At 52.3% G+C, this 21,805-nt stretch carries 22 protein-coding genes; all 22 read right to left on the minus strand.

Annotated elements, in window-relative coordinates:
- Positions 1–132: 132 nt before the first annotated feature.
- Entirely contained in the window at positions 133–777 is a 645-nt protein-coding gene (gene pyrE / locus OYT88_RS01035; RefSeq protein ID WP_274397491.1) for an orotate phosphoribosyltransferase, read from the minus strand.
- A complete protein-coding gene (pyrF, locus tag OYT88_RS01040; RefSeq protein ID WP_274397867.1) occupies positions 759–1,433 on the minus strand; it encodes an orotidine-5'-phosphate decarboxylase in 675 nt (224 codons plus the stop codon). The genes pyrE and pyrF overlap by 19 nt, the downstream gene beginning before the upstream one ends.
- A gap of 20 nt (positions 1,434–1,453) precedes the next feature.
- Positions 1,454–2,392, minus strand: coding sequence for a dihydroorotate dehydrogenase (locus OYT88_RS01045; RefSeq protein ID WP_274397493.1), 939 nt, complete (start codon positions 2,390–2,392; stop codon positions 1,454–1,456).
- Complete coding sequence (locus tag OYT88_RS01050) at positions 2,386–3,165, minus strand: dihydroorotate dehydrogenase electron transfer subunit (RefSeq protein ID WP_274397494.1); 780 nt, start codon at positions 3,163–3,165, stop codon at positions 2,386–2,388. The genes OYT88_RS01045 and OYT88_RS01050 overlap by 7 nt, the downstream gene beginning before the upstream one ends.
- A complete protein-coding gene (gene carB / locus OYT88_RS01055) occupies positions 3,162–6,416 on the minus strand; it encodes a carbamoyl-phosphate synthase large subunit (RefSeq protein ID WP_274397495.1) in 3,255 nt (1,084 codons plus the stop codon). The genes OYT88_RS01050 and carB overlap by 4 nt, the downstream gene beginning before the upstream one ends.
- Positions 6,409–7,500, minus strand: a complete 1,092-nt coding sequence (gene carA / locus OYT88_RS01060) for a glutamine-hydrolyzing carbamoyl-phosphate synthase small subunit (protein ID WP_274397496.1) — start codon at positions 7,498–7,500, stop codon at positions 6,409–6,411. The genes carB and carA overlap by 8 nt, the downstream gene beginning before the upstream one ends.
- A complete protein-coding gene (locus OYT88_RS01065; protein WP_274397497.1) occupies positions 7,497–7,706 on the minus strand; it encodes a hypothetical protein in 210 nt (69 codons plus the stop codon). The genes carA and OYT88_RS01065 overlap by 4 nt, the downstream gene beginning before the upstream one ends.
- Positions 7,681–8,607, minus strand: coding sequence for an aspartate carbamoyltransferase catalytic subunit (locus OYT88_RS01070; protein WP_274397498.1), 927 nt, complete (start codon positions 8,605–8,607; stop codon positions 7,681–7,683). The genes OYT88_RS01065 and OYT88_RS01070 overlap by 26 nt, the downstream gene beginning before the upstream one ends.
- Before the next feature lie 211 nt (positions 8,608–8,818).
- On the minus strand, positions 8,819–9,358 hold the full coding sequence (pyrR, locus tag OYT88_RS01075; RefSeq protein ID WP_274397500.1) for a bifunctional pyr operon transcriptional regulator/uracil phosphoribosyltransferase PyrR: 540 nt from the start codon (positions 9,356–9,358) through the stop codon (positions 8,819–8,821).
- A gap of 1,217 nt (positions 9,359–10,575) precedes the next feature.
- The gene (locus tag OYT88_RS01080; RefSeq protein ID WP_274397502.1) at positions 10,576–11,496 is read right to left on the minus strand and encodes an RluA family pseudouridine synthase; all 921 of its coding nucleotides are present in this window, start codon (positions 11,494–11,496) and stop codon (positions 10,576–10,578) included.
- Positions 11,497–11,499: 3 nt separating this feature from the next.
- Positions 11,500–11,955, minus strand: a complete 456-nt coding sequence (gene lspA, locus OYT88_RS01085; protein ID WP_274397504.1) for a signal peptidase II — start codon at positions 11,953–11,955, stop codon at positions 11,500–11,502.
- 169 nt (positions 11,956–12,124) lie between these two features.
- Entirely contained in the window at positions 12,125–12,805 is a 681-nt protein-coding gene (locus OYT88_RS01090) for a TraR/DksA C4-type zinc finger protein (protein ID WP_274397505.1), read from the minus strand.
- Between the two features lie 119 nt (positions 12,806–12,924).
- Entirely contained in the window at positions 12,925–15,702 is a 2,778-nt protein-coding gene (gene ileS, locus OYT88_RS01095; protein WP_274397506.1) for an isoleucine--tRNA ligase, read from the minus strand.
- 346 nt (positions 15,703–16,048) lie between these two features.
- Positions 16,049–16,570 (minus strand): DivIVA domain-containing protein, encoded by a 522-nt coding sequence (locus tag OYT88_RS01100; RefSeq protein ID WP_274397507.1) that lies wholly within the window; start codon positions 16,568–16,570, stop codon positions 16,049–16,051.
- Between the two features lie 44 nt (positions 16,571–16,614).
- Positions 16,615–17,385: a YlmH family RNA-binding protein gene (locus OYT88_RS01105; protein WP_274397508.1), complete on the minus strand. Its 771-nt coding sequence runs from the start codon at positions 17,383–17,385 to the stop codon at positions 16,615–16,617.
- A gap of 6 nt (positions 17,386–17,391) precedes the next feature.
- Complete coding sequence (locus tag OYT88_RS01110) at positions 17,392–17,658, minus strand: YggT family protein (protein ID WP_274397509.1); 267 nt, start codon at positions 17,656–17,658, stop codon at positions 17,392–17,394.
- A 23-nt stretch (positions 17,659–17,681) separates the two neighbouring features.
- Complete coding sequence (locus tag OYT88_RS01115) at positions 17,682–18,116, minus strand: cell division protein SepF (protein WP_274397510.1); 435 nt, start codon at positions 18,114–18,116, stop codon at positions 17,682–17,684.
- 5 nt (positions 18,117–18,121) lie between these two features.
- On the minus strand, positions 18,122–18,814 hold the full coding sequence (locus tag OYT88_RS01120; protein ID WP_274397511.1) for a YggS family pyridoxal phosphate-dependent enzyme: 693 nt from the start codon (positions 18,812–18,814) through the stop codon (positions 18,122–18,124).
- Positions 18,811–19,650 (minus strand): peptidoglycan editing factor PgeF, encoded by an 840-nt coding sequence (gene pgeF / locus OYT88_RS01125; protein WP_274397869.1) that lies wholly within the window; start codon positions 19,648–19,650, stop codon positions 18,811–18,813. Before pgeF ends, OYT88_RS01120 begins: the two co-directional genes overlap by 4 nt.
- Positions 19,651–19,731: 81 nt before the next feature.
- The gene (locus tag OYT88_RS01130; protein WP_274397513.1) at positions 19,732–20,001 is read right to left on the minus strand and encodes a YlmC/YmxH family sporulation protein; all 270 of its coding nucleotides are present in this window, start codon (positions 19,999–20,001) and stop codon (positions 19,732–19,734) included.
- Positions 20,002–20,182: 181 nt separating this feature from the next.
- Positions 20,183–20,962, minus strand: a complete 780-nt coding sequence (gene sigG / locus OYT88_RS01135; RefSeq protein WP_274397514.1) for an RNA polymerase sporulation sigma factor SigG — start codon at positions 20,960–20,962, stop codon at positions 20,183–20,185.
- Positions 20,963–21,068: 106 nt separating this feature from the next.
- Positions 21,069–21,779 carry an RNA polymerase sporulation sigma factor SigE gene (gene sigE, locus OYT88_RS01140; protein ID WP_274397515.1) on the minus strand — a complete coding sequence of 237 codons (711 nt, stop codon included), beginning with the start codon at positions 21,777–21,779 and terminating at the stop codon, positions 21,069–21,071.
- Positions 21,780–21,805 lie beyond the last annotated feature (26 nt).

A 21,805-nucleotide genomic window follows, 5' to 3' on the forward strand; every position in this document is an offset into this window, starting at 1 on the left:
TCACTTTTAATAGATTCATTATAGACCGTAACTTTTTAGGTCTGCATCATTTATGTTAGATTATCTGACATACTTTTTGCCGGAATTATCTCACATTTTAGTGAAAAGGATGCGCTGAGCACCCTTTTATTCTTATAATTTGAGTGTTTTCCAGTTGTCCGAAGCCGGATCCGCATACCATTTCTTTAACTGCCGGAGCTGGGCGCCACTGATGACTCCCTGAGCAACCGCAAGATGGATCAGCGTTTCAAAATCCGTTAATGTCTTCAGTTTCGTATTCGCTTCACTGAAATTCCTGTCTGCCTGCGGAAGCTGATATGTAAAAATAGCGGCCACGCCCTGTACATCGGCATCCGCTTTTTCCAGCGCGCGAACAGCCGTCAGCACGCTGCCGCCCGTCGAAATCAAATCATCGATCACGACCGCTTTCTGTCCGGGCCTGATCAGGCCTTCAATCTGCTTTTTCCGGCCGTGTGATTTTGCGGACGAGCGGACATAGGCCATCGGAAGATGCAGCGCTTCAGCAATCCAGGCGGCATGCGGAATTCCGGCAGTCGCCGTCCCGGCGATCACCTCCGTATCCGGAAACTCGGCTTTGATCAGACGGACGAAGGCTTTGACAACATCGGCCCGGATCGCCGGATAGGCCAGAATAAGCCGATTATCGCAGTAGACGGGCGACTGGATGCCCGATGCCCATGTAAACGGTGTGTCGGGATTGAGAACAACCGCGTTAATTTTTAATAGATGACCGGCAATCAATTGTTTATAATCCATTCTTTATTCCTCCATTCGTCTAATATCCTGCTAAAAGCCGCCGCCGGATCGACAGCACTCGTAATGCTGCGGCCGACAACGATATAGTCGCTGCCGAGTCTTCGCGCCTGCGCCGGCGATGCCACTCGTTTCTGGTCGCCGGCCGCATCCGATTCAAGACGTATTCCGGGTGTAACGGCAAGAAAAGAAGGGGATGTGCAGGCTTTTATTTGTCCGGCTTCCCATGCCGAACAGACAACACCGTCCAGGCCGGACCGGAAGGCCAGTTCGCCGTAATGTTTGATCACGTCGATCATCGGATACCCGATCATCAGCTCATCTTCAAGCATGCTCTGGTCCGTGCTGGTCAGCTGCGTCACCGCAAGACAGATCGGACGTTTCTTTAATGCGCCGTCTCCAAGTCCGTCGACTGCCGCTCTCATCATTTCCGATCCTCCGGCTGCATGGACGTTCACCATGTCCGCACCGACGCGCGCCAGGCCTTTCATCGCTTTGTTCACAGTATGGGGAATATCGTGCAATTTCAAATCAAGGAAGACGGAATAGCCGCGGTCTTTCAGTTCCCGGACGACATCCGCACCTTCCTGAAGATAAAGCTCCATTCCGACCTTAACGTAGCAGCCCGGCTGATTGATCCGTTTCAGAATGCGGAACATCTCGTCTTTCGTTGATAAATCTAGCGCAATGATGATGCGTTCTTCTTCGCGCAAGGCTTCCAGCTCCTCCCGACCAGTTCGTTAATATTCGTTACATGCAGTGCTTCAAGTTTCTTCGGAAGCTGCCCGATAATTTTCGGGCAGACAAACGGATCGATGAAATTCGCCGTTCCGACAGCGACTGCGCTTGCTCCGGCCAAAAAGTATTCAATCACGTCATCTGCATCCTGAATGCCGCCCATGCCGATGATCGGGATCCCGACCTTCCGGCTGACTTCATAAATCATTCGGATCGCCACCGGTTTAATCGCCGGGCCGCTCAGCCCGCCTGTTTGGTTGGCCAGAACCGGTTTCTGTGTTTTAAGGTCGATCCGCATGCCGAGCAGCGTGTTGATCATCGACAGGCCGTCCGCTCCGGCAGCTTCGACAGCCTGAGCCATGGCAACAATATCCGTTACATTGGGCGACAATTTGACGTAGACAGGTTTTTGCGAGACCGCTTTGACTTTGGCCGTCAGCTCGGCCGCTACTTCAGGAACCGTGCCGAACATCATGCCGCCGCGTTTCACATTGGGGCAGGATATGTTGAGCTCCAGTGCTTTGACGACGGGAACCTTTGATATTTTTTCTGCCGTCGCCACATAATCGGACATGTCGCTTCCGGCAATATTGGCGATGACCGGCACATTGAGCCCGGCAAGTCTCGGCAATTCATCACGGATGATCCGATCGACGCCGGGATTCTGCAGGCCGATCGCGTTCAGCATGCCGCCCGGTGTCTCGGCAACGCGCGGCGCCGGATTGCCGAAACGCGGTTCAAGCGTCGCCGCTTTGATAATGACGGCCCCAAGCTTATTTAAGTCGTAAAGCCGTCCGTATTCGGCACCGAAAGCAAAACAGCCGGAGGCCGGCATCACCGGATTTTTCAAGTCGAGACCTGGCAGATGGACTTCTAGCATAATTCAACCTCCCCCGCTCTGAAAACCGGACCGTCGCAGCAGACACGCCGGTAGCCTTTCGCATCATTTTTGTCTGAGACGCGGACGGCGCAGGCCAGACAGGCTCCGATGCCGCAGGCCATCCGCTGTTCCAGCGAAAGATACAGCGGCTTGTCGGGGATCAGGCTCTTAATCGCCTTCAGCATCGGCAGCGGGCCGCAGGCAAAAGCAGCTGTAAAATCTATACCATCGAGCACATCGGTGACACGGCCTTTGCGGCCGCCTGTTCCGTCTTCTGTCAGCAGAACGGTTCGCCCCAGCCCGGAAAACCGATCTTCATAGAAGACATCTTTTGCCGAGCGGAAACCGAGCACATGAGTAATCCGGACGCCCTTCCCGGCGAGTTCCCGCGACAGTCCGTAGAGCGGTGGAATGCCGACGCCGCCGCCGACGATCAGGACCTTTGCGGCAGCTTCCGCCTGCTGCAGCGGGAATCCATGCCCGAGCGGTCCGAGCACATCAATCCGCCCGCCTTTGCCCGCATGAGACAACAGATCTGTGCCCAGCCCGCTGCGACGGTATATCAGCGTCATTTCCTTCTCTTTCTTATCAACTGAACAGATGCTGATCGGCCTGCGAAGCAGCGGATTGATCGAATCCGATCCGTTCACACGGATATGGACAAATTGTCCGGGCTGCGAAACGGCGGCCGTCATTTCTCCATGCAGTTTTATCTCAAAAATGTTATCCGCTATCTTGCGCTGGGCGGTAACCAGCATATTTTCCTGCATCATCGAACCACACCCGCCTTGTCTGCGGCAGAATGCGAATCTTCGACGGCATCCGTGCGGAGATCGTCCATTGGCGGCATGCATTCCGTGCGAAAGGCCAGCGACTCAAGCACGGTCAGCAGTGCTTCCGTTGTATCGAGCGAGGTCAGGCAGACGACGCCGTTCTCGACGGATTCTCTGCGGATCCGGAAGCCGTCTCTTGCCGGGCGCTGCCCTTTTGTCAGTGTGTTGACCACGAACTGAGCCCCTCCGTGCCTGATCACGTTCAGAAGATTCGGCGCCTCTCCTCCGATCTTATTGACGACGGTCACCGGCAGATGCTGAGCCGCGATCATTTTAGCCGTGCCCTCAGTGGCAAGAATGTTATAGCCGATATTATAAAAACGCCTGACGAGTGCCAGAGCTTCTTCCTTATCCTTGTCGGCGATCGTAAACAGAACCGAGCCGTGGGAGGGAATCGCCATCCCCGCCGCCAGAAGCCCTTTATATAAAGCTTTTTCCAGTGTTTCGTCCTGCCCCATGACTTCGCCGGTCGATTTCATCTCCGGTCCGAGCGTCACGTCAACCCGGCGCAGTTTAGCGAAGGAAAAGACCGGCACCTTGACAAAAACGGCTTTCTCCGGCTCCGGATGGATGCCCGTCTCATAACCGAGCCCGTTCAACGTTGCGCCGAGAATCAGCCGGGCGGCCGCGTTGGCCATCGGAACACCTGTGATTTTGCTCAGAAAGGGCACGGTCCGGCTTGCCCGCGGATTGACCTCGATGACATACACGCGATCGCGATGAATGACAAACTGGATATTAAGCAGGCCGACCACACCGAGCCCTCTCGCTATTTTAATCGCCGTATCGACAATCTGCTTTTTGATTTTTTCACTCAGAGTCTGTGTCGGGTAGACGGCAATCGAATCGCCGGAGTGAACGCCGGCCCGCTCGATATGTTCCATAATCCCCGGGATGTAAACATCCGTTCCGTCGGACAGTGCATCCAGTTCGATTTCAGTCCCGACCAGATATCTGTCAATCAGAACCGGATGCTGCGGATTGATACGCACCGCATTTTTCATATAATGGATCAGATCTTTTTCGTGATAGACAATTTCCATCGCGCGTCCGCCAAGGACATAGGACGGGCGGACGAGAACAGGATAGCCCAGTTTCGCCGCTATCTTTAAGGCTTCTTCCGTTGAGAAGGCGGTATCTCCTTCCGGCCGGTCGACATCCAGCCTCAGGAGCAGCTGTTCAAAACGGTCGCGGTCTTCCGCCTGATCCATCGCATCCAGCGATGTTCCGAGTATCCGCACTCCGTTTGCCGCCAAACCGGCGGCAAGATTGATTGCCGTCTGCCCGCCGAACTGAACGACGACGCCTTTCGGTTTTTCCAGTTCGATCACGTGCAGGACGTCTTCCAGAGTCAGCGGCTCGACATACAGTTTATCAGCAACACTGAAGTCGGTGGATACGGTCTCCGGGTTGTTGTTGATCATAATCGCTTCATAGCCTTGCCGTTTAATGGCCCATACAGCATGAACGGTCGCATAGTCGAATTCGACACCCTGCCCGATCCGTATCGGACCCGAACCAAGCACAACGACGCTCTGCCGGTCCGAAACCGCAGATTCATTTTCTTCCTCGTAGGTGCTGTAGTAATAGGGTGTCTTTGATTCGAATTCGCCGGCGCACGTATCGACCATTTTATAGACGGGACGGATCCCCCGCGATTTGCGCCATGCCGCAACGGCAGACTCTGTCATCTTCCAGCAGCCGGCGATCTTCGCATCGGAAAAGCCGGATTTTTTTGCTTCACAGAGAGCGGATGGATCGCGGGGGTGCTTCTTCAGAAGATCTTCGATTGCCACGATACGGGCAATCTTTTCCAGAAAAAAGCGGTTGATCTTCGTCATTTGGCACAGCCCGTCCAGAGGCGCCCCCCGCCTCAGCGCTTCGGCAATGAAGAACAGCCTTCGATCATCGGTTTTCCGAATGTTCTCATAGAGATCGTCCGGCGTCATCTCCGCCGCTTCGTTCAGTTCCAGATGCAGGCTTCCGTTTTCAAGCGAACGGACGGCTTTCAGGAGCGACTCTTCAAATGTTCTGCCAATGGCCATAACCTCGCCTGTTGCCTTCATTTGAGTACCCAGTGTCCGTTTGGCATCATCGAACTTGTCAAACGGCCAGCGCGGAATCTTCGTCACCACATAGTCAAGGGCCGGCTCAAAGCTTGCATAAGTCGTGCCGGTGACCGCGTTTTTGATTTCGTCCAGATGGTAGCCGGCAGCAATTTTTGCAGCTACTTTGGCAATCGGGTAGCCTGTCGCTTTTGAAGCCAGTGCGGAAGAGCGGCTGACCCGCGGATTGACTTCGATAACATAATAGCGGTCGCTGTCCGGATCGAGCGCCAGCTGGACGTTACAGCCGCCCTCGATTTTCAGGGCACGGACAATTCTAAGGGATACGCTGCGCAGGCGCTGAAGATCGCGGTCGCTCAGCGTCTGGCAGGGAGCGGCGACAATGGAGTCGCCGGTATGGATGCCGACCGGATCGACATTCTCCATATGGCAGACAGAAATGGCACCGTCGTTGGCATCCCGCATCACCTCGAATTCGATTTCCTTGAACCCGGCGATACTTTTCTCAATCAGCACCTGATGAGCCGGGCTCAGCTTCAGTCCGTTTTCCGTAATCGTCTCAAATTCCTCTTCGGTCGCTGCAATGCCTCCGCCGGTGCCGCCCAATGTAAATGCCGGACGGATGATCGCCGGCAGATCTATTTCCCGGATAAAGTCACGCGCCTCAGCGGGATTGGTCACCGTTTTACTCGCAGGCACCGGTTCGCCGAGTGCAATCATCAGCTCTCTGAATTTTTCACGGTCCTCTGCTTTCTCAATGCTTTCAAGGCTCGTTCCGAGGAAGCGGACATTGAGTTCATCGAGAAGGCCGGACTGATGGAGCCGGACGGCGAGATTGAGCCCGGTCTGTCCGCCTAGGGTAGCGAGCAAACCGTCGGGACGTTCCTTGCGGATAATCCTGCTGACAAACTCCACGTTCAGCGGTTCAATATAAACCCGGTCGGCAATATCCGTATCCGTCATGATCGTCGCCGGATTGGAATTGACAAGCACAACCTCGAATCCTTCTTCTCTGAGCGACTGGCAGGCCTGCGTGCCCGAATAATCAAATTCGGCTGCCTGGCCGATAATGATCGGTCCGGAACCGATCACGAGGATTTTGTGAATATCCGTCCGCTTAGGCAAACCGGACACCTTCTTTCTTATAGTTATTGACCATTTTCAGAAAGTCATCGAAAAGGCCCTGACTGTCGTCCGGTCCCGGCGAAGCTTCGGGGTGAAACTGAACGCTGAACGCGGGATAGCGCTTATGCCTCAGCCCTTCGACCGTCCCGTCGTTAATCGCCAGATGGGTCACCTCAAGTTCCGTGTCCCGCAGAGATCCTTTTTCGACCGTAAACCCGTGATTCTGCGACGTAATCATGAATCTGCCGGTGCGCAGGTCGCGGACAGGATGATTGACTCCGCGATGGCCGAACCGCATTTTTACCGTATTGGCACCCGATGCCAGCGCGAATAATTGATGGCCGAGGCACACGCCGAAAAGCGGAATTTTACCCAATATTTCTCCGACCATTCGGACGGCCCCGGGAACGTCCTTCGGATTTCCCGGGCCGTTGCTGAGCAGAATGCCGTCGGGATGAAGTTTAAGAATCTCACGCGCAGACGTCCGGTAGGGAACAATGACGACATCGCAGCCGCGCTTGATGCATTCACGCAGAATGCCCTGCTTTGCTCCGAAATCGACAAGGACGATACGCGGACCGGGGCCTGGAGTCTCATAGACAGAACGTGTCGAGACATGGCTGATCTGATCGGTCGGCAGCGGCCGGTTTCTGAGTGCTTCGGCTACCATTGCCGCATCGGCCTCCGCCGATACAATCCTCCCCCTCAATGTTCCGTGTTCTCTGATGATTCGGGTCAGCCTTCGTGTATCGATCCCTTCGATCGCCGGAACGCCGTACTCGGCCAGCCAGTCGCTCATCGTTTTGTCTTTCTGCCAGTGTGCAGGCGTTTTCGACACTTCTTTGACAATCAGTCCGGAAATTCTCGGACGGACCGATTCGTTGTCCGAACGATTAATGCCGTAATTTCCGATCAGCGGATAAGTCAGAGTTACAATCTGCCCATAGTAGGAAGGATCGGTCAGAACTTCCTGATACCCTGTCATCCCCGTATTAAAAATGACTTCTCCGCTTATCTCCGTGCTGCCGCCGAATCCTTCTCCGCTAAAACTTTCCCCGTTTTCCAGCACAAGCTGTCTCTTCAACCTGCAGTCACTCCCTTTTCGCAAACCACTGCTCCGACGCCCGCGGCCGGCTCCGGCAATTTTCTGCCGTTTAACGGTGCGCCTTTCCCTTTTGATGCAGATTCATTCACGCCGGCCGTTTCTTCTTTTCGCGGATTATTCATGCTCAGATTTTCCCGGAGCAGAGCAGCCGGGAAGGCCTCACCATTTTTCGGCAACCCGATCATTTTCCTCGGCCTCCTTTTTTATACGAAGCGCCCATTCAAGACTTGCCATGCGGACAGCCACTCCATTGCCGATCTGTTTGAAGTAACGCGAGCGACCGGATTCGACCAGATCGCCGTCCAGTTCCACTCCTCTGTTAATCGGGCCCGGATGCATAATGATGCTGCCCGGATGCATAACAGCAGCCCGTTCGCGCGTCAGGCCGTAACGGCAATGATACGCTTCTTTCGTCATTTTCATCGCCTGTTCATGCCGTTCATGCTGAATTCTGAGCATGATGACGGCGTCAGCAGCACGGACAGCCTCGTCGACCGTTACATAGTCGCCGGGAAGGCTGTCATTCTTCCACGCTTCCGGACCGGACAGAAGGACCCGGCATCCGAGCCGGGACAGCACATTTGCGTCGGAGCGGGCAACCCGGCTGTACCTGAGATCGCCGATGATTGCCACAGTAAGCCCTTTGAAGAGCAGAAATTCCTGCCGAAGGGTCAGCAAATCGAGCAGAGCCTGGGTCGGGTGGTCCCCGGCGCCGTCTCCGGCATTCAGGACGGGGATGCCGATGCCGCGCATCAGTTCGCGGTAGTAGCCTTCTCTTCGGTGGCGGACGACCACCGCCTGCGCGCCGATGGCCTGCATCGTCCGGACCGTATCGTACAGCGATTCCCCCTTCTGGGTACTGGACGCCTGGCTGCTGAAATTGAGGACGTGAAAGCCAAGCCTTTTTTCCGCCGTTTCAAAACTGAACCGTGTTCTCGTACTCGGTTCAAAGAAAAGATTGGCGACCAGCGTCTGTTTCGGAGCAAACCAGCCGCGTTCCTTCATATCCAGAATTTGTTGCGCACGATTCAGAATGCCGTCAATTTCATCCAGGCTTAAATCGCTTAAACTGAGCAGATTGACCATGTCGTGATTCCTCCCCATTTTTTAATATGTGTCTCACCGCGAGGCAGGCCGTTTCTAAAACGGTTCCGTTCTCTTCAAAATCAAGAAAAAACCTCTCTGCCGGAGATCCGACAAAGAGGTTATGTGCAAAATACCGCTGTTCCGCGCTAACGCTGCTCTTTATCAGTCTCTCGGGACTGCCCTTAAAAGATGCTTAACGAACGCTATTCAATTATTTGTTCCGTGTCCGAATAACGACCCGGTCGGCTCCATCCACCTCTTTGAGCTGAACGGCAATGATTTCTTCTTTCGACGTCGGTACATTTTTCCCGATATAGTCCGGACGAATCGGAAGTTCACGGTGCCCGCGGTCAATCAGTACCGCCAGCTGGATCCGCTGCGGCCGCCCGATATCCATCAGCGCATCCATTGCCGCCCTCGCCGTCCGTCCCGTATACAGCACGTCATCGACCAGAATCACGGTTTTCCCTTCGATCGATACCGGAATCCTGCTGCCGCTGAATTCCGGGTCCGCCGTCTTCTGTTTTAAATCATCACGATAGAGAGTGATGTCAAGCTCACCGACCGATACTTTGCTGTTCTCAATTCCGGCGATCCTTTCAGCAAGCCGGTCGGCCAGATAAATGCCTCTTGTCCTGATGCCGATCAGCACGACCGAAGCGATGCCTTCGTTGCGCTCGATCACCTCGTGAGCCAGTCGTGTCAGCGCCCTGGCGATCGCTTTCTCATCCATGATTTCTTTTTCTTCCAAAGCAAAACTCACCTGCTGCCCTTATTCAGCCATAAAAAAAACTTGCCTGTTTAGAAGCAAGAGACTGTACTGCCGACAAAATACACTGTCAACGTCCATTACCCTTTTCAGCCTCTCGGGACTTATTTAAAAGGAATTCATTCAACTGCATTCAGTATGACAAAATTCTGTCCGAATGTCAATTCAAAATGAATCGACATCCGTATTCCGGTCGATCGGTTTTCGCGAAGAACCGTGTTTTCGAACGAGAACCGGTATATTTTTGGAGGAGGATAAGTTCCGGACACGATGGCACGTTTTCACAGACGGCGAGCGTTTCTGCGATGAACAAACTTTTGCAGCAGTTGATAAACTTTCTGTCACGGTTGATAAACCGGATGTATCCTCGAAGACCGATTAAGCACCGGCGCCGACCGAAAAACAGCACCTAACTGCAGCCCGATTCGGGGCAACCTCTCTTGTTTGGTGCGGCTTCCCGACGATTTGGTGCAAGTTTGGCCCGATTCGGTGCGCTTTTTCGGCATTTTGGTGCGGCTTCTCCGCATTTCGGTGCGTCTATAGCCGGATTCGGGGCGACCTCTCTTGTTTGGTGCGGCTTCCCGACGATTTGGTGCAAGTTTGGCCCGATTCGGTGCGCTTTTTCGGCATTTCGGGGCGGCTTCTCCGCATTTCGGTGCGTCTATAGCCGGATTCGGGGCGACCTCTCTTGTTTGGTGCGGCTTTTCTCTATTTCGGTGCGGCTTTAACACGATTCGGTGCGTCGACCGATAAACGGCCAAAATTACCGGCCGCGGGTTGATTTAATCAATCGGGTACAAATTGCTGTTCCGATCATTCGCACCTATTGATTCCGGTCCGTTTACTGCCGATTACTGTTAATATTTTGCACTTTACTGCTTTACGGCGATTAACTGATGCGTTTTTCGGCGCACACCGATTTACGGGGGTACGCAGCAGGCCGAAGAAGAAGATCAGGTGTTTCCGCCATGTAACGTCTGTCCATACAAGGTATCTCCCTTTTCAGCAGAATAGGTCGCCGTTCGCACAAACATTCGGGGCACCGGACGGCCGCTCGTGAAAACTGATCGTTTTTCGGAAAAATCGACGGCGCTTCCACGATGCGCCCCGACGGGATACATGAGTTGAGGGGGATACTCATTATCGTTTTTCTTAAAGCGCAGTGCTCTTTGTATAAATTTGAGAGGCAGCACTGGATTTTACTTTAAAACCGACCGGCGCAGTTTTTTCAGCAGGTTCTGGAAATCGGCCGGCGGTTCCGCTTTGAAAAGCATAAACCGGCGCGTCTTCGGATGGGTAAAGCCAAGCTCGGCGGCGTGCAGCGCCTGTCCGCCGATAGCCAGTGTCTTTCTCGGCCCGTATTTCGGATCGCCGGCAAGCGGATGCCCGATATAAGCCATGTGCACACGGATCTGATGCGTCCGTCCCGTCTCCAGGCGGCAGGCGACATACGTGTAGCCGGTAAAACGCTCAAGCACCTTGAAATGCGTAACGGCCCTTTTGCCGTTGCGAGCGGTCACCGCCATCTTTTTCCGATCTTTTTCGTCGCGGCCGATCGGGGCATCGATCGTCCCGGACGGATCGGATAATTCACCGTGGACAATGGCCAGATAGAGACGCCGCGTCGTCTTGTCTTTTAGCTGTTTTGCCAGACAACGGTGGGCATCGTCTGTTTTCGCCGCCATCAGCAGGCCCGAGGTATCCTTATCGATCCGGTGGACGATGCCCGGGCGCAGCACGCCGTTAATCCCCGACAGATCCTTGCAGTGATAGAGCAAGGCATTGACAAGTGTGCCGGTCAGATGGCCGGGGGCCGGATGGACCACCATCCCTCTCGGTTTATTGACGACAATTACCTGATCGTCTTCATAGACAATATCAAGCGGAATAGCTTCCGCGGGGATATCCACCGGATCGGGATCAGGCAGAAAAATCGTGACCCGGTCGCCTTCCTTCAAGCGATAATTGGCCTTGACGCCCTGATCATTAACCCGGACATATCCATCTTTAATCAACTGCTGCAGGCGGTTTCGCGACTCGGAGCCGAGCAGTCCGGCAGCCCACTTGTCGATTCGTTTTCCTTCATCGCGCTGAAGCGCAACTTTCTCCAGATCCGTCATTACCTAATTCTTTCTCCTCCCGTCCACGACAAGATAAATAATCAGCAAAACGACACCGATGAAAAGCGAGGAATCGGCAATATTGAACACGGGGTAGCTGTAATGAATAATATAGATGTGGATAAAATCGACGACTTCGCCCCTGAAAAGCCGATCCGCAAAATTTCCGAGCGTTCCGCCGATAATCAGAGCAAGAGCCGTTCCGAGCAGCGGCTGCTTTCTTCCCGCCTTCTGCATATAATAAATCACGATTCCAAGCACAACGGCTGTTATGATAAAAAAGAAGACAAACTGTCCCTCCAGTATATTCCAGGCGGCTCCCGTGTTGCGAAGCGAAGTCAGGTAGAACACATGCGGGATGACCGGAATATCCTCTCCGACGCTCATATTCTGAACGACCAGCCATTTGGATAACTGATCGAGCGCCAGAATGATCAGTGCAATTATGTAGAAGATCACTTAAATTCCTCCAAGCTTTTCTCTCTTTAAAAAGACAATTGCATCCTTTCTGCATTTTAGCACACTTGGCCCCGGCCGGGCATCCCTCAGCCCTAAAAACCGCTTCCTTCGCGTCCGGATCCCGGAATAGATTATGTACGGCGGCGGACCGTGCCGTCCGCCGCCATTTTCAGTGCTCGGCCGGGTCGCTTTCGTCGATCCCGTCCATCCACTGATCGTAGTACTGATTTCTTAAGAAGCGGACCCTTTCGTCGCCCGAATAGCCGTCAATGTCCGTGGCCGCTATCGCTTCCACAACTTCGACAAAACCGATCCCTTCTTCATCATCGCTATAAGGAGTGTCTTCATAAATCATCTCCTGATCATTGTATTCGGAGACCAGATCAAAGGCGTTCTGTTCGTCGAAACCGCTTTGATTCAAAGCCGAGAACCCCGTTCGGCCGGAATCGGCGATCAGCGATTCTTCAACCGGGCGTTCTTTCCGGCTATGTTTCGGCGGTGCGTTTTCAACCGCGGTTCTGGCTGTCGGAAGCGCTTTCATGCGTGCAATCGGAATCTTTTTGCCTGTTATTTCATCAATGCCGTACGTCCCTTTTTCCATTTTTGCCAGAGCGTCATTAATATCGTTCCATTCATCATGCATGCGTTTGCTGAAAGCCAGATCCTTCTCCCGTTCATAAAGCTGTGTGGCGGATTCTGCCGGATGGTTATCATAAGCGGACAGCTCTCCCGATGCAATGTCGGAAACCGACCCCAGTTCCGCGGCGGTCTCCATGTCGCTTTTCATTTTTTTTTCGAGCATTTCTTTGCGTTTAAGCAGTTGTTTCTTTATCCTGCGGTAGCTGAACAAATTAAATCCCCCTTTATTCCGCGCACATGTTTAGTGTGCAGTAAAGGGGGCATTTTAAGACGGCGAAAAAATTACGCCTTAAGGAAAAATTTTTCTTCTGTCACAGGCCGCCGGGCCGGTCAGTCGTCGAGACTGACACCCGCATAGTCATGTTTGACCGTTTCACAGCATGAGGCACACAGAGTCGGATGCTCCGGATCCTGTCCGACTGTCGGCAGGATCGCCCAGCAGCGTTCGCATTTTTCCCCTTCGGCGCGGCCGACGTTCACGGCTTCCGGAGAATAGCGGTCCGCCGTTTCAGGAGCGGAGTCCGGACCGTCGGAACAGTCGACATGGGAGACGATAAACAGTTTGTCCAGAGCGGGCTGTTCTTTTAACCATTTCATATTCTCGGGCAGATACAAAGCAACCGACGCTTCAAGCGATTTGCCGATCAGTTTGGCATCCCGGGCCTTTTCCAGCGACTTCAGCACGTCGTCGCGAACCGCAAGAATCTTTTCCCATTTCTCTTCAAGCGCCTTCGCATCCGGCACATGAACCGGTTCCGGCATGTCGGTCAGCTGAACGTAAGCGGAAACCCGAGCGGCACCCGGGATGAACTGCCAGATTTCTTCGGCCGTATGCGGGATGATCGGCGACAGCAATTTAGTCAGGGCCACTGCAGTCCTGTAGAGCACCGTCTGTGCGGCACGGCGGACAAGGCTTGCTCTCGGCTGAACATAAAGCGCGTCTTTCACAATGTCCATGTAAAAAGCACTCAGATCCGTCGTACAGTAGTTTTGAACGGCCTTATAAACATTCAGGAACTGGTAGTCGTTGTAGCTCTTCAGGCATGTATCCACCAATTCATTCAACTTAACCGTCATGAATTGTTCCAGTTCCGGCATATCCTCAACGGCCACTGCATTTTTCGGATCGAAATCGTTCAGATTGCCGAGCATAAAACGAATCGTATTGCGGATTTTACGATAAACTTCCGCCACCTGCGCGAGAATGTCATTCGAGACCCTGGCGTCCGCCTGATAGTCGACGGATGCGACCCAGAGCCGGATAATGTCGGCTCCGAACTGTTTCATCACTTTCATCGGGTCAATGACGTTGCCGACGGACTTGCTCATTTTCAGCCCCCGGCCGTCAAGTGTGAATCCGTGGCTGAGCACTTGCCTGTACGGCGCATGTCCCGTAACCGCCACCGCTGTCGCCAGCGAAGAATTGAACCAGCCGCGGTATTGGTCGGAACCTTCGAGATACATATCCGCCGGCCGGCGCAGTTCTGGGCGGGTCGTCAGCACTCCCTGATGCGTCGATCCGGAATCAAACCAGACATCCATAATGTCCATCTCTTTTTTGAACGTTCCGTTCGGACTGTGCACAGAAGCAAAACCCTCGGGAAGCAGATCTTTCGCGTCCCATTGGAACCAGATATTCGATCCGTGTTTGCGGAACAATTCGGCAACGCGGCGGATCGTTTCATCGGTGATGATCGGCTCGCCGTCTTCTCCGTAAAAGACCGGGATCGGGACGCCCCAGGCACGCTGGCGTGAAATGCACCAGTCTTCGCGATCCTTAATCATGTTCGTCATACGGACGTCGCCCCATGAAGGGATCCATCTCACTTCATGAATCGCCTTTAGAATATCCTGACGAAATGCTTTGATGGAAGCAAACCACTGCTTCGTTGCCCGAAAGATGACCGGTTTTTTCGTCCGCCAGTCATGCGGATACGAATGAGTAAAGGTGCCGACTTTCAACAGTGCATGAACTGCTTTCAGTTTGTCAAGGACCGGTTCATTGATTTTCTCATAAAACATGCCTTCAAAACCCGGTGCTTCGTCCGTCATACAGCCGCGATCATCGACGGGGCAAAGAATATCGAGGCCGTATTTTTTGCCGACATTAAAATCATCTGCGCCAAAGCCCGGCGCCGTATGGACACAGCCGGTTCCGGCGTCAAGCGTGACGTGGTCGCCGAGAATCAGCGGCGAATTGCGATTATAGAACGGATGGCGGCAGACCACGCCTTCAAGTGCTTTTCCGCTAAAAGTCCGAAGCACTTCAGGATTCTCCCAGGCCAGCGTCTTTGTGAGCGATGCAACCAGATCCGACGCCACGACAAATTTTCGCTCTCCGACCCGAACTACACTGTAATCGAATTTCGGATTGACCGCGATGGCAAGATTGGCCGGCATCGTCCAGGGTGTGGTCGTCCAGATTACCACTTCTTCGTCTTTTTGCAGAACATCCTTGCCGTCCGTGACATGAAAGGCGACATAGATCGAATAAGATTGGACATCCTTATATTCAATCTCGGCTTCGGCAAGCGCAGATTCTGAGGACGGAGACCAATAAACAGTTTTTTTATCTTTATAGATATACCCCTTTTTCGCCATGGTGCCGAAGACTTCGATCTGTTCCGCCTCAAATTCCTTTTTAAGGGTCAGGTAAGGATGATCCCAGTCGCCGCGGACGCCCAAGCGTTTGAACTGCTTCTTCTGACGCTCTACCTGACCGAGCGCATAGTCTTTGCATTTCTCACGCAGTTCGGCAACAGACATTTTTTTGCGGTCGATACCCTGTTTGGCCAGCTGCTGTTCGATCGGCAGCCCGTGCGTATCCCATCCGGGTACATAAGGGGTCTGGTAGCCGGACATCGATTTAAAGCGATTAATGATATCTTTCAGCACTTTATTCTCGGCATGGCCGATATGAATATCGCCGTTGGCATAGGGAGGACCGTCATGCAGGATAAACTTCGGTTTGCCCTCGTTGCGTTTTAAAGACTGCTCGTAGATGTGATCGTCATCCCACTTTTGCTGCATCACCGGCTCTTTGTTCGGCAGATTGCCGCGCATTTTAAAAGCCGTCTTCGGCATCAGCAAGGTTTTTTTATAATCCAATGTTTTGCGCCTCCATCTTTCTCAAAGTCAGTCACAAAAAATTTATATCAAAAAAGCCCCCCCATCCCAAAGGGACGGAAGGACCGCGGTACCACCCTATTGACAGATCTGCTCTGCCGCTCGAATCATTCCATAACGCGAATGAAGCGTCTTCCCTACTCGGAGCGGAGCTGTCCGCCCGTTCAGATCCGAACTCAGGAGTGATTTTCTTCAGTGCTTGAAACACCGGGCTTGCACCGCCTCCCGGCTCGCTTGCTTTCGCCGCACTGAGTACTCTCTCCGTCATCGCCTGCTGAATATTAAAAATCTTCATATAAAGTCAGTATATGCATTTGCCGGCATGGTGTCAAGCTCGCGTCTGTATGACACTGCCGTCCTGATCCGCCGTTTCGTCCTCATCGCCCGAACCGGCGGCAAGATTCTTCCAGTCGTCGCTTTTCAGGAGCTCAAGCTGTGCTTCAATCAGCATCTGAAAACGGGTGCGGTAGACATTGGCTTCTTTTTTCAGTTCTTCAATATTGACTGTCACTTTGCGCGATTTTTCAAGTGCTTCGTTGATGATCCGGTCGGCATTTTTCTTTGCCTCCATCACGATCAGCTTGCCTTCTTTATTAGCGTTTTGTTTCACTTCTTCCGCTGTTTCCTGAGCGACCAGAATGCTTTTATTCAATGTTGTTTCAATGTTTGAAAAGTGGCTGAGCTTTTCTTCTGAATTTTTAACCTGCAGTTCCAGATCTTTCTTCTCTCTGATCAAGGCTTCATAGTCTTTAATGATCTGATCAAGAAAATCGTTGACCTCGTCCTCATCGTAACCGCGAAAACCACGAGAAAATTCTTTATTATGAATATCCAACGGTGTTAATGGCAATCCGGTTCACCTCCCAGTCAATGTATAGTCACGTATAGAATTACTTATTTCAGTTTACCATATCGCAAACGAATTTTGTTCTTTTTTGTAAGGCCGGCGATCACGATTATTTTGCTTCGTCCGTAGCCGCGTAAAGACAGTGTGTCACCCTCTTCGATATAAAAATCTTTTCTGTCCACAATCTGCCAGTTCACTTTGGCCATTCCCCGCGCAACCAGCTCGGAGACTTTAGAGCGGGACAAATGATAAATTTCCGCCATGACCGCATCCAGTCTGAGGGAAGCGACCGTTCCCTCAGACTCCAGCCAGCTCTCTTCGCTATGTATCAGTGACGCCCGGTCAATCTTCCGGCAGGTCACCGCTGTTTTTCCGACAGACGTCAGATTCATCAGCAAAAATTTTTCAACTTCCGTTGCGGCAATGAACTGAACCCGCCCGTCCGAAACAATCAGATCGCCCAGTTTGCTTCTGACAAGGCCGGTCCCGAGCAGCGCACCGAGCAGCTGCGCATGCGACAGATCCGCAAACCGCGAAGGATAATCCACCTCAATATATGAAAGCCCGAAATCCTGTTCCCGAGCTTCGCAGTACGGCGGAAGAATCAGCGCCCGCTTGCGTTCCGCCTCCGCATGGCCTCCCGACAGAGCAAACGTGATCTCCTCGCCGCCGATCACCGAATGTAAAATTTTTTGCCGGCGCGGGTCGAGAAAATCGGTCAGTTTTGGCGCATAGTATTTCGAAACCTGATCCTTTAAATCCAGAAAATGATCGATAATCGGCCGCTCTTCGCGGCGGAAATGTTCATAAACGGACATATTGAATCACCCGAACATTGTAGCAAGATTTGCAATTCCTATTTGCGCAAACCATAGTACTACAAAAGCAGCTATTGGTGAAATATCAAGAACTCCACCTATAGGGGGTATAATTCTACGAAATGGTTCAAGAAAAGGTTCACAAATTTTGGCAAACAGCTGACCTACTTGAGAATTCTGCAGGTTAGGAAGCCAAGACATTAATATATATATTATCAAAATCCATTTAAAGATATTAATTGCTTGGGACAAAATCACTGCAATCAGATACAATGCATTCACCTCGCTTCATCCGGTCAATAAGATTGTCCGTCTTCTTTCCAGTCGTTAATGATTCCTGTGATATCGACAAAATCCGGTGCAAATAAGAATGTATCCCTTCCTATTTTTCGAATCTGTCCGTCCAGGGCAAAAACGGTCCCGCCCATAAAATCGAGGATCCGCTGCCCCTCCGCTTTCGTCACACTCTGCAGGTTGCAGATGACCGTGCGTTTGTTCTTCAGATGTCCGACCACGCCTTCCACCTCTTCAAACGATTTCGGTTCGACAAGAACAACCTTGTCCCGCTGGCGGACGTTCTGAATAGCAACGATTCTCCCGCCCTTTTCAATCGTTCGTTTCTCGGCGGGTATCTGAACAGCATCCTTATTTTTGTAAAAAGCACTTTCGTCCGAAGGTTCCACAGTTTCTTCGAGATCAAAAAACCGCCTGAATGTCGTTTTGAGCCCCATCTTTTTCAGCTCCCCTTCCATTCATTTCCAACCAGCGAGGTCCCTATTCTGACGAATGTTGCACCCTCTTCAACGGCAATTTGGAAATCATGGGACATTCCCATTGAAAGCTCCGTGCACGGTGCATAGTCGAGGCGGCGGTCTCTGATCCGGTCGCGGCACTGGCGAAGGCCGCGGAATACTTTGCGGATCAGTGCCGTGTCTTCTGTATTCGGCGCCATCGTCATCAGGCCGATCACCTGAATATGTTCAAAAGCCCCGAGCTCTTCAATAAAAGAATCCAGTTCTTCTTCAGCGATTCCGTGCTTCGATGCTTCTCCGGAAAGATTCATTTCGATAAAACATTTCAGTTTGCCGGCCTTCATCCGTTTATTGATTTCGGCCGCCAGCTTTAAGCGATCAAGCGCATGAAAATAGTCGATCCGGCCGACAACGTCTTTTACTTTTCTTGTCTGAAGCGTCCCGATAAGATGCCAGACAACGCGGCCGTCATGGATGGCGCTCTGTTTCTCGAGCAGCCCTTCTTTCCGGTTTTCGGCCAGATTGAAGAGTCCGCAATCGACGGCTTCCTGCGCCCGTTCGTTTCCGACATACTTTGTGACCGCAATCACGGTCACCTCTTCCGGACGGCGGCCCGATTTCCTGCAGGCCTCCTCAATTTTTTCATCAATGATACGAAGATTTTCCGCAACTGTCAACTTGTACCTTCCCCTTTGTTCTTCATGCCGATAAATCCCATCATACGCCCGGTGCGCCCATGATCTTTCCGATATGAATAAAAAAGTTCCGGGAAGACGCTCGTCTTATAGCCGGTTACCTGAATCTGTTCTTGAGGGACGCCTGCCCTGATCAGGACAGCCCGGTTCAGCGCCTGAAGATCAAGCAGATAATGCTCGTCTCCGTGCGGCGTGACTGCACCGTTCCGGATCCCGCGGCCAAGCTTTGATACTTCATCGATAACCGTCTGATCTACTTCATAGTCCGCACCGGCAATCGCCGGACCGATGACCGCATAAATATCCTCCGGCACGAGATCAAGCGTCCTGCACATAGTTTCAACCATTCTGACGGCACCGAGCCGAACGGTGCCGCGCCAGCCGCAGTGCATCAGCCCGACGGCAGCGGGCTGTTTACTGTAAAAGTACACGGGAACACAATCTGCAAAACAGAGCGCGAGCAGCAGATCCGGTTCTGTTGTAAACAGGCCGTCGACATTTTTAACAGCGGTGTCGGGACTTGTCGCTCCGGCGCCGGCACATTCACCCGTCACACGGGCGATGTTTGTACCGTGCACTTGTTGCGCGCAAACCCAGCGCTCTAAAGAAAAGCCGATCTCTTCGGCAGCCTTTCTGCGGTTTGCCACAACATTTTCCCGATCGTCGCCGACGTGAAGGCCCAGATTCAGCGAGGCAAAAGGCGCCCGACTCGTCCCTCCCGTCCGCAGCGAAATGCCGGACAGGATCATTCTATGCCCTGCAGCAGCCGGTTCCGTCATCAGAGTCAGCTTATTCTTAATGGAGAAAGGTTCCGCCATCACGTTCATCCCTTCTTCGCGGATTCAAGGGCACGATTATTTTCCTTTATTCTACCATATCCGCCGGAACAGCGCTTTAATTTATGATTCTTTTTCGCCCGGAGCCGGATCCCGATCATTGTAAAAGCGGACAAGGATGACATCGGCTCCAATGCGTACAATATTGTTCCATGGTACAACCACATCGTTTTCTCTTCCGAACAGGCCCATGACGCGGCCGGCACCGGGGATGATCAGATTCTCAATTTTTCCCGTAGACAGATTCACGTCAAGGTCTCCTATATGACCCAGCCTTTTACCGTTCTCAACATTGACAACCTCTTTTGTCTGGAAATCGGAAATTCTTGGCACGGCTTCTCCCCCTCTCACTATCTTAATATATGGGGGCGCGTGCGGGTTGAGAAGTGAAAAATGGAGACGGGATCGGCAGCAGGCGGCAGGAGCGGTATCTGCAGAGATCTTATCACGGCGGACATAAAAAAGGCGCCTGCCTGCAGCAAGCGCCGGATTGTTGTTTTCCATCAGGCATCCGTCACGGCCCGATATCCTGATTCATTTCCTTGATTGCCATTTTCTCGAGGCGGGAAACCTGCGCCTGTGAAATACCGATTTCCTGAGCCACTTCCATCTGGGTTTTCCCATAAAAAAAGCGCATGGCAACGATTTTCTTTTCGCGATCATGCAACTTGCCCATCGCTTCTTTAAGGGCTATCTTGTCCACCCATTCTCTGTCTCTGTGCTTTTCATCACTGATCTGGTCCATGATGAAAATCGGATCGCCGCCGTCGCTGTAGATCGGCTCAAAAAGAGAAACGGGATCCTGGATGGCATCCATGGCAAAAACGACATCCTCGACAGGAAGATCAAGCATTTTTGCCAGTTCGGAGGCGGAGGGCTCCTTGGAGTGTTTAGCAATATAGCGTTCTTTGGCCTGCAGCGCCTTATAGGCCATGTCGCGCAAAGAACGCGATACGCGGATCGGATTGTTGTCTCTCAAATAGCGGCGGATTTCGCCGATGATCATCGGGACGGCATAGGTCGAAAAACGGACATTCTGACTTAGATCAAAGTTATCAATCGATTTCATCAGTCCAATACAGCCGACCTGAAACAAATCGTCCACAGACTCGCCGCGGTGATTAAAACGCTGAATCACACTGAGTACAAGGCGAAGGTTGCCGTTTACAAGTTTCTCTCTCGCCTCGATCGTACCCGACTGAAGTTCTGTAAATAACTTACGCATTTCTACGTTCGTCAGGACAGGAAGCTTTGCTGTGTCCACCCCGCAGATTTCTACTTTGTGCCGTGCCATAAAGGATGACCTCCCCACATAATCGGAGCTTTCTATAACGTCAAGTATCTCCTGCGGATGTCATTTTATGCACGGCAATTCCCTCCTGTTTTCCGTCGCGGGCGGACTAGGCCATTTTACTGAATTCCTTCTTCAGCCGTTTGATAATCCGTTTTTCAAGCCTTGAAATATACGACTGCGAGATGCCGAGCTGATCGGCAACATCCTTCTGCGTCTTCTCCTTTCCGCCTGCCAGCCCGAAACGCAGCGTCATAATTTCTTTTTCCCGGTCGCTCAGCATCAGCATCGCCCGCTGCAGAAGCGAACGATCCACTTTCCGCTCCATGCCTTTTGTCGTTATGTCGACCGCCGTGCCGAGCACGTCCGACAGCAGCAATTCGTTGCCGTCCCAGTCCACATTCAGCGGTTCATCCAGCGAAACCTCTGTACGTGTCCGGTTATTTCTGCGCAGATACATCAGAATTTCATTTTCAATGCAGCGCGATGCATAGGTCGCCAGTTTGATCTTCTTTTCGGGATTAAAGGTATTGACGGCTTTAATTAATCCAATGGTTCCGATACTGATCAGATCTTCAATATTGATCCGCGTATTGTCGAACTTGCGCGCGATATAGACCACGAGCCTCAGATTGCGCTCAATCAGCGTGGCGCGCACTTTCTGATCGCCGGAAGGCAGCTTTTTCATCAGCTCCGCCTCTTCATCTTTCGAAAGCGGAGAAGGGAGTCCGTCGCTTCCCCCGATATAGTAAATTTCTTCAGGTTTTATATGGAGCTTAACAAGAATCCGAAACCACATTTTCCGAAAAAAGGTTTTCATTCGCTTATTCCTCCTTGATTGCAGTC

This window comes from Sporolactobacillus sp. CQH2019 (assembly GCF_028765345.1).
Taxonomy (GTDB): domain Bacteria; phylum Bacillota; class Bacilli; order Bacillales; family Sporolactobacillaceae; genus Sporolactobacillus.

Excerpts from the sequence above, each read along its gene's own strand:
- pyrE (WP_274397491.1), bottom strand. The coding sequence starts at position 777 with ATGGATTATAAACAATTGATTGCCGGTCATCTATTAAAAATTAACGCG.
- pyrF (WP_274397867.1), bottom strand. The coding sequence starts at position 1,433 with ATGTTCCGCATTCTGAAACGGATCAATCAGCCGGGCTGCTACGTTAAG.
- OYT88_RS01045 (WP_274397493.1), bottom strand. The coding sequence starts at position 2,392 with ATGCTAGAAGTCCATCTGCCAGGTCTCGACTTGAAAAATCCGGTGATG.
- OYT88_RS01050 (WP_274397494.1), bottom strand. The coding sequence starts at position 3,165 with ATGATGCAGGAAAATATGCTGGTTACCGCCCAGCGCAAGATAGCGGAT.
- OYT88_RS01065 (WP_274397497.1), bottom strand. The coding sequence starts at position 7,706 with ATGATCGGGTTGCCGAAAAATGGTGAGGCCTTCCCGGCTGCTCTGCTC.
- OYT88_RS01070 (WP_274397498.1), bottom strand. The coding sequence starts at position 8,607 with ATGGTCAATCTGCTCAGTTTAAGCGATTTAAGCCTGGATGAAATTGAC.
- OYT88_RS01080 (WP_274397502.1), bottom strand. The coding sequence starts at position 11,496 with ATGACGGATCTGGAGAAAGTTGCGCTTCAGCGCGATGAAGGAAAACGA.
- OYT88_RS01105 (WP_274397508.1), bottom strand. The coding sequence starts at position 17,385 with ATGTCCGTTTATGAACATTTCCGCCGCGAAGAGCGGCCGATTATCGAT.
- OYT88_RS01115 (WP_274397510.1), bottom strand. The coding sequence starts at position 18,116 with ATGGGGCTCAAAACGACATTCAGGCGGTTTTTTGATCTCGAAGAAACT.
- pgeF (WP_274397869.1), bottom strand. The coding sequence starts at position 19,650 with ATGGCGGAACCTTTCTCCATTAAGAATAAGCTGACTCTGATGACGGAA.
- sigG (WP_274397514.1), bottom strand. The coding sequence starts at position 20,962 with ATGGCACGGCACAAAGTAGAAATCTGCGGGGTGGACACAGCAAAGCTT.
- sigE (WP_274397515.1), bottom strand. The coding sequence starts at position 21,779 with ATGAAAACCTTTTTTCGGAAAATGTGGTTTCGGATTCTTGTTAAGCTC.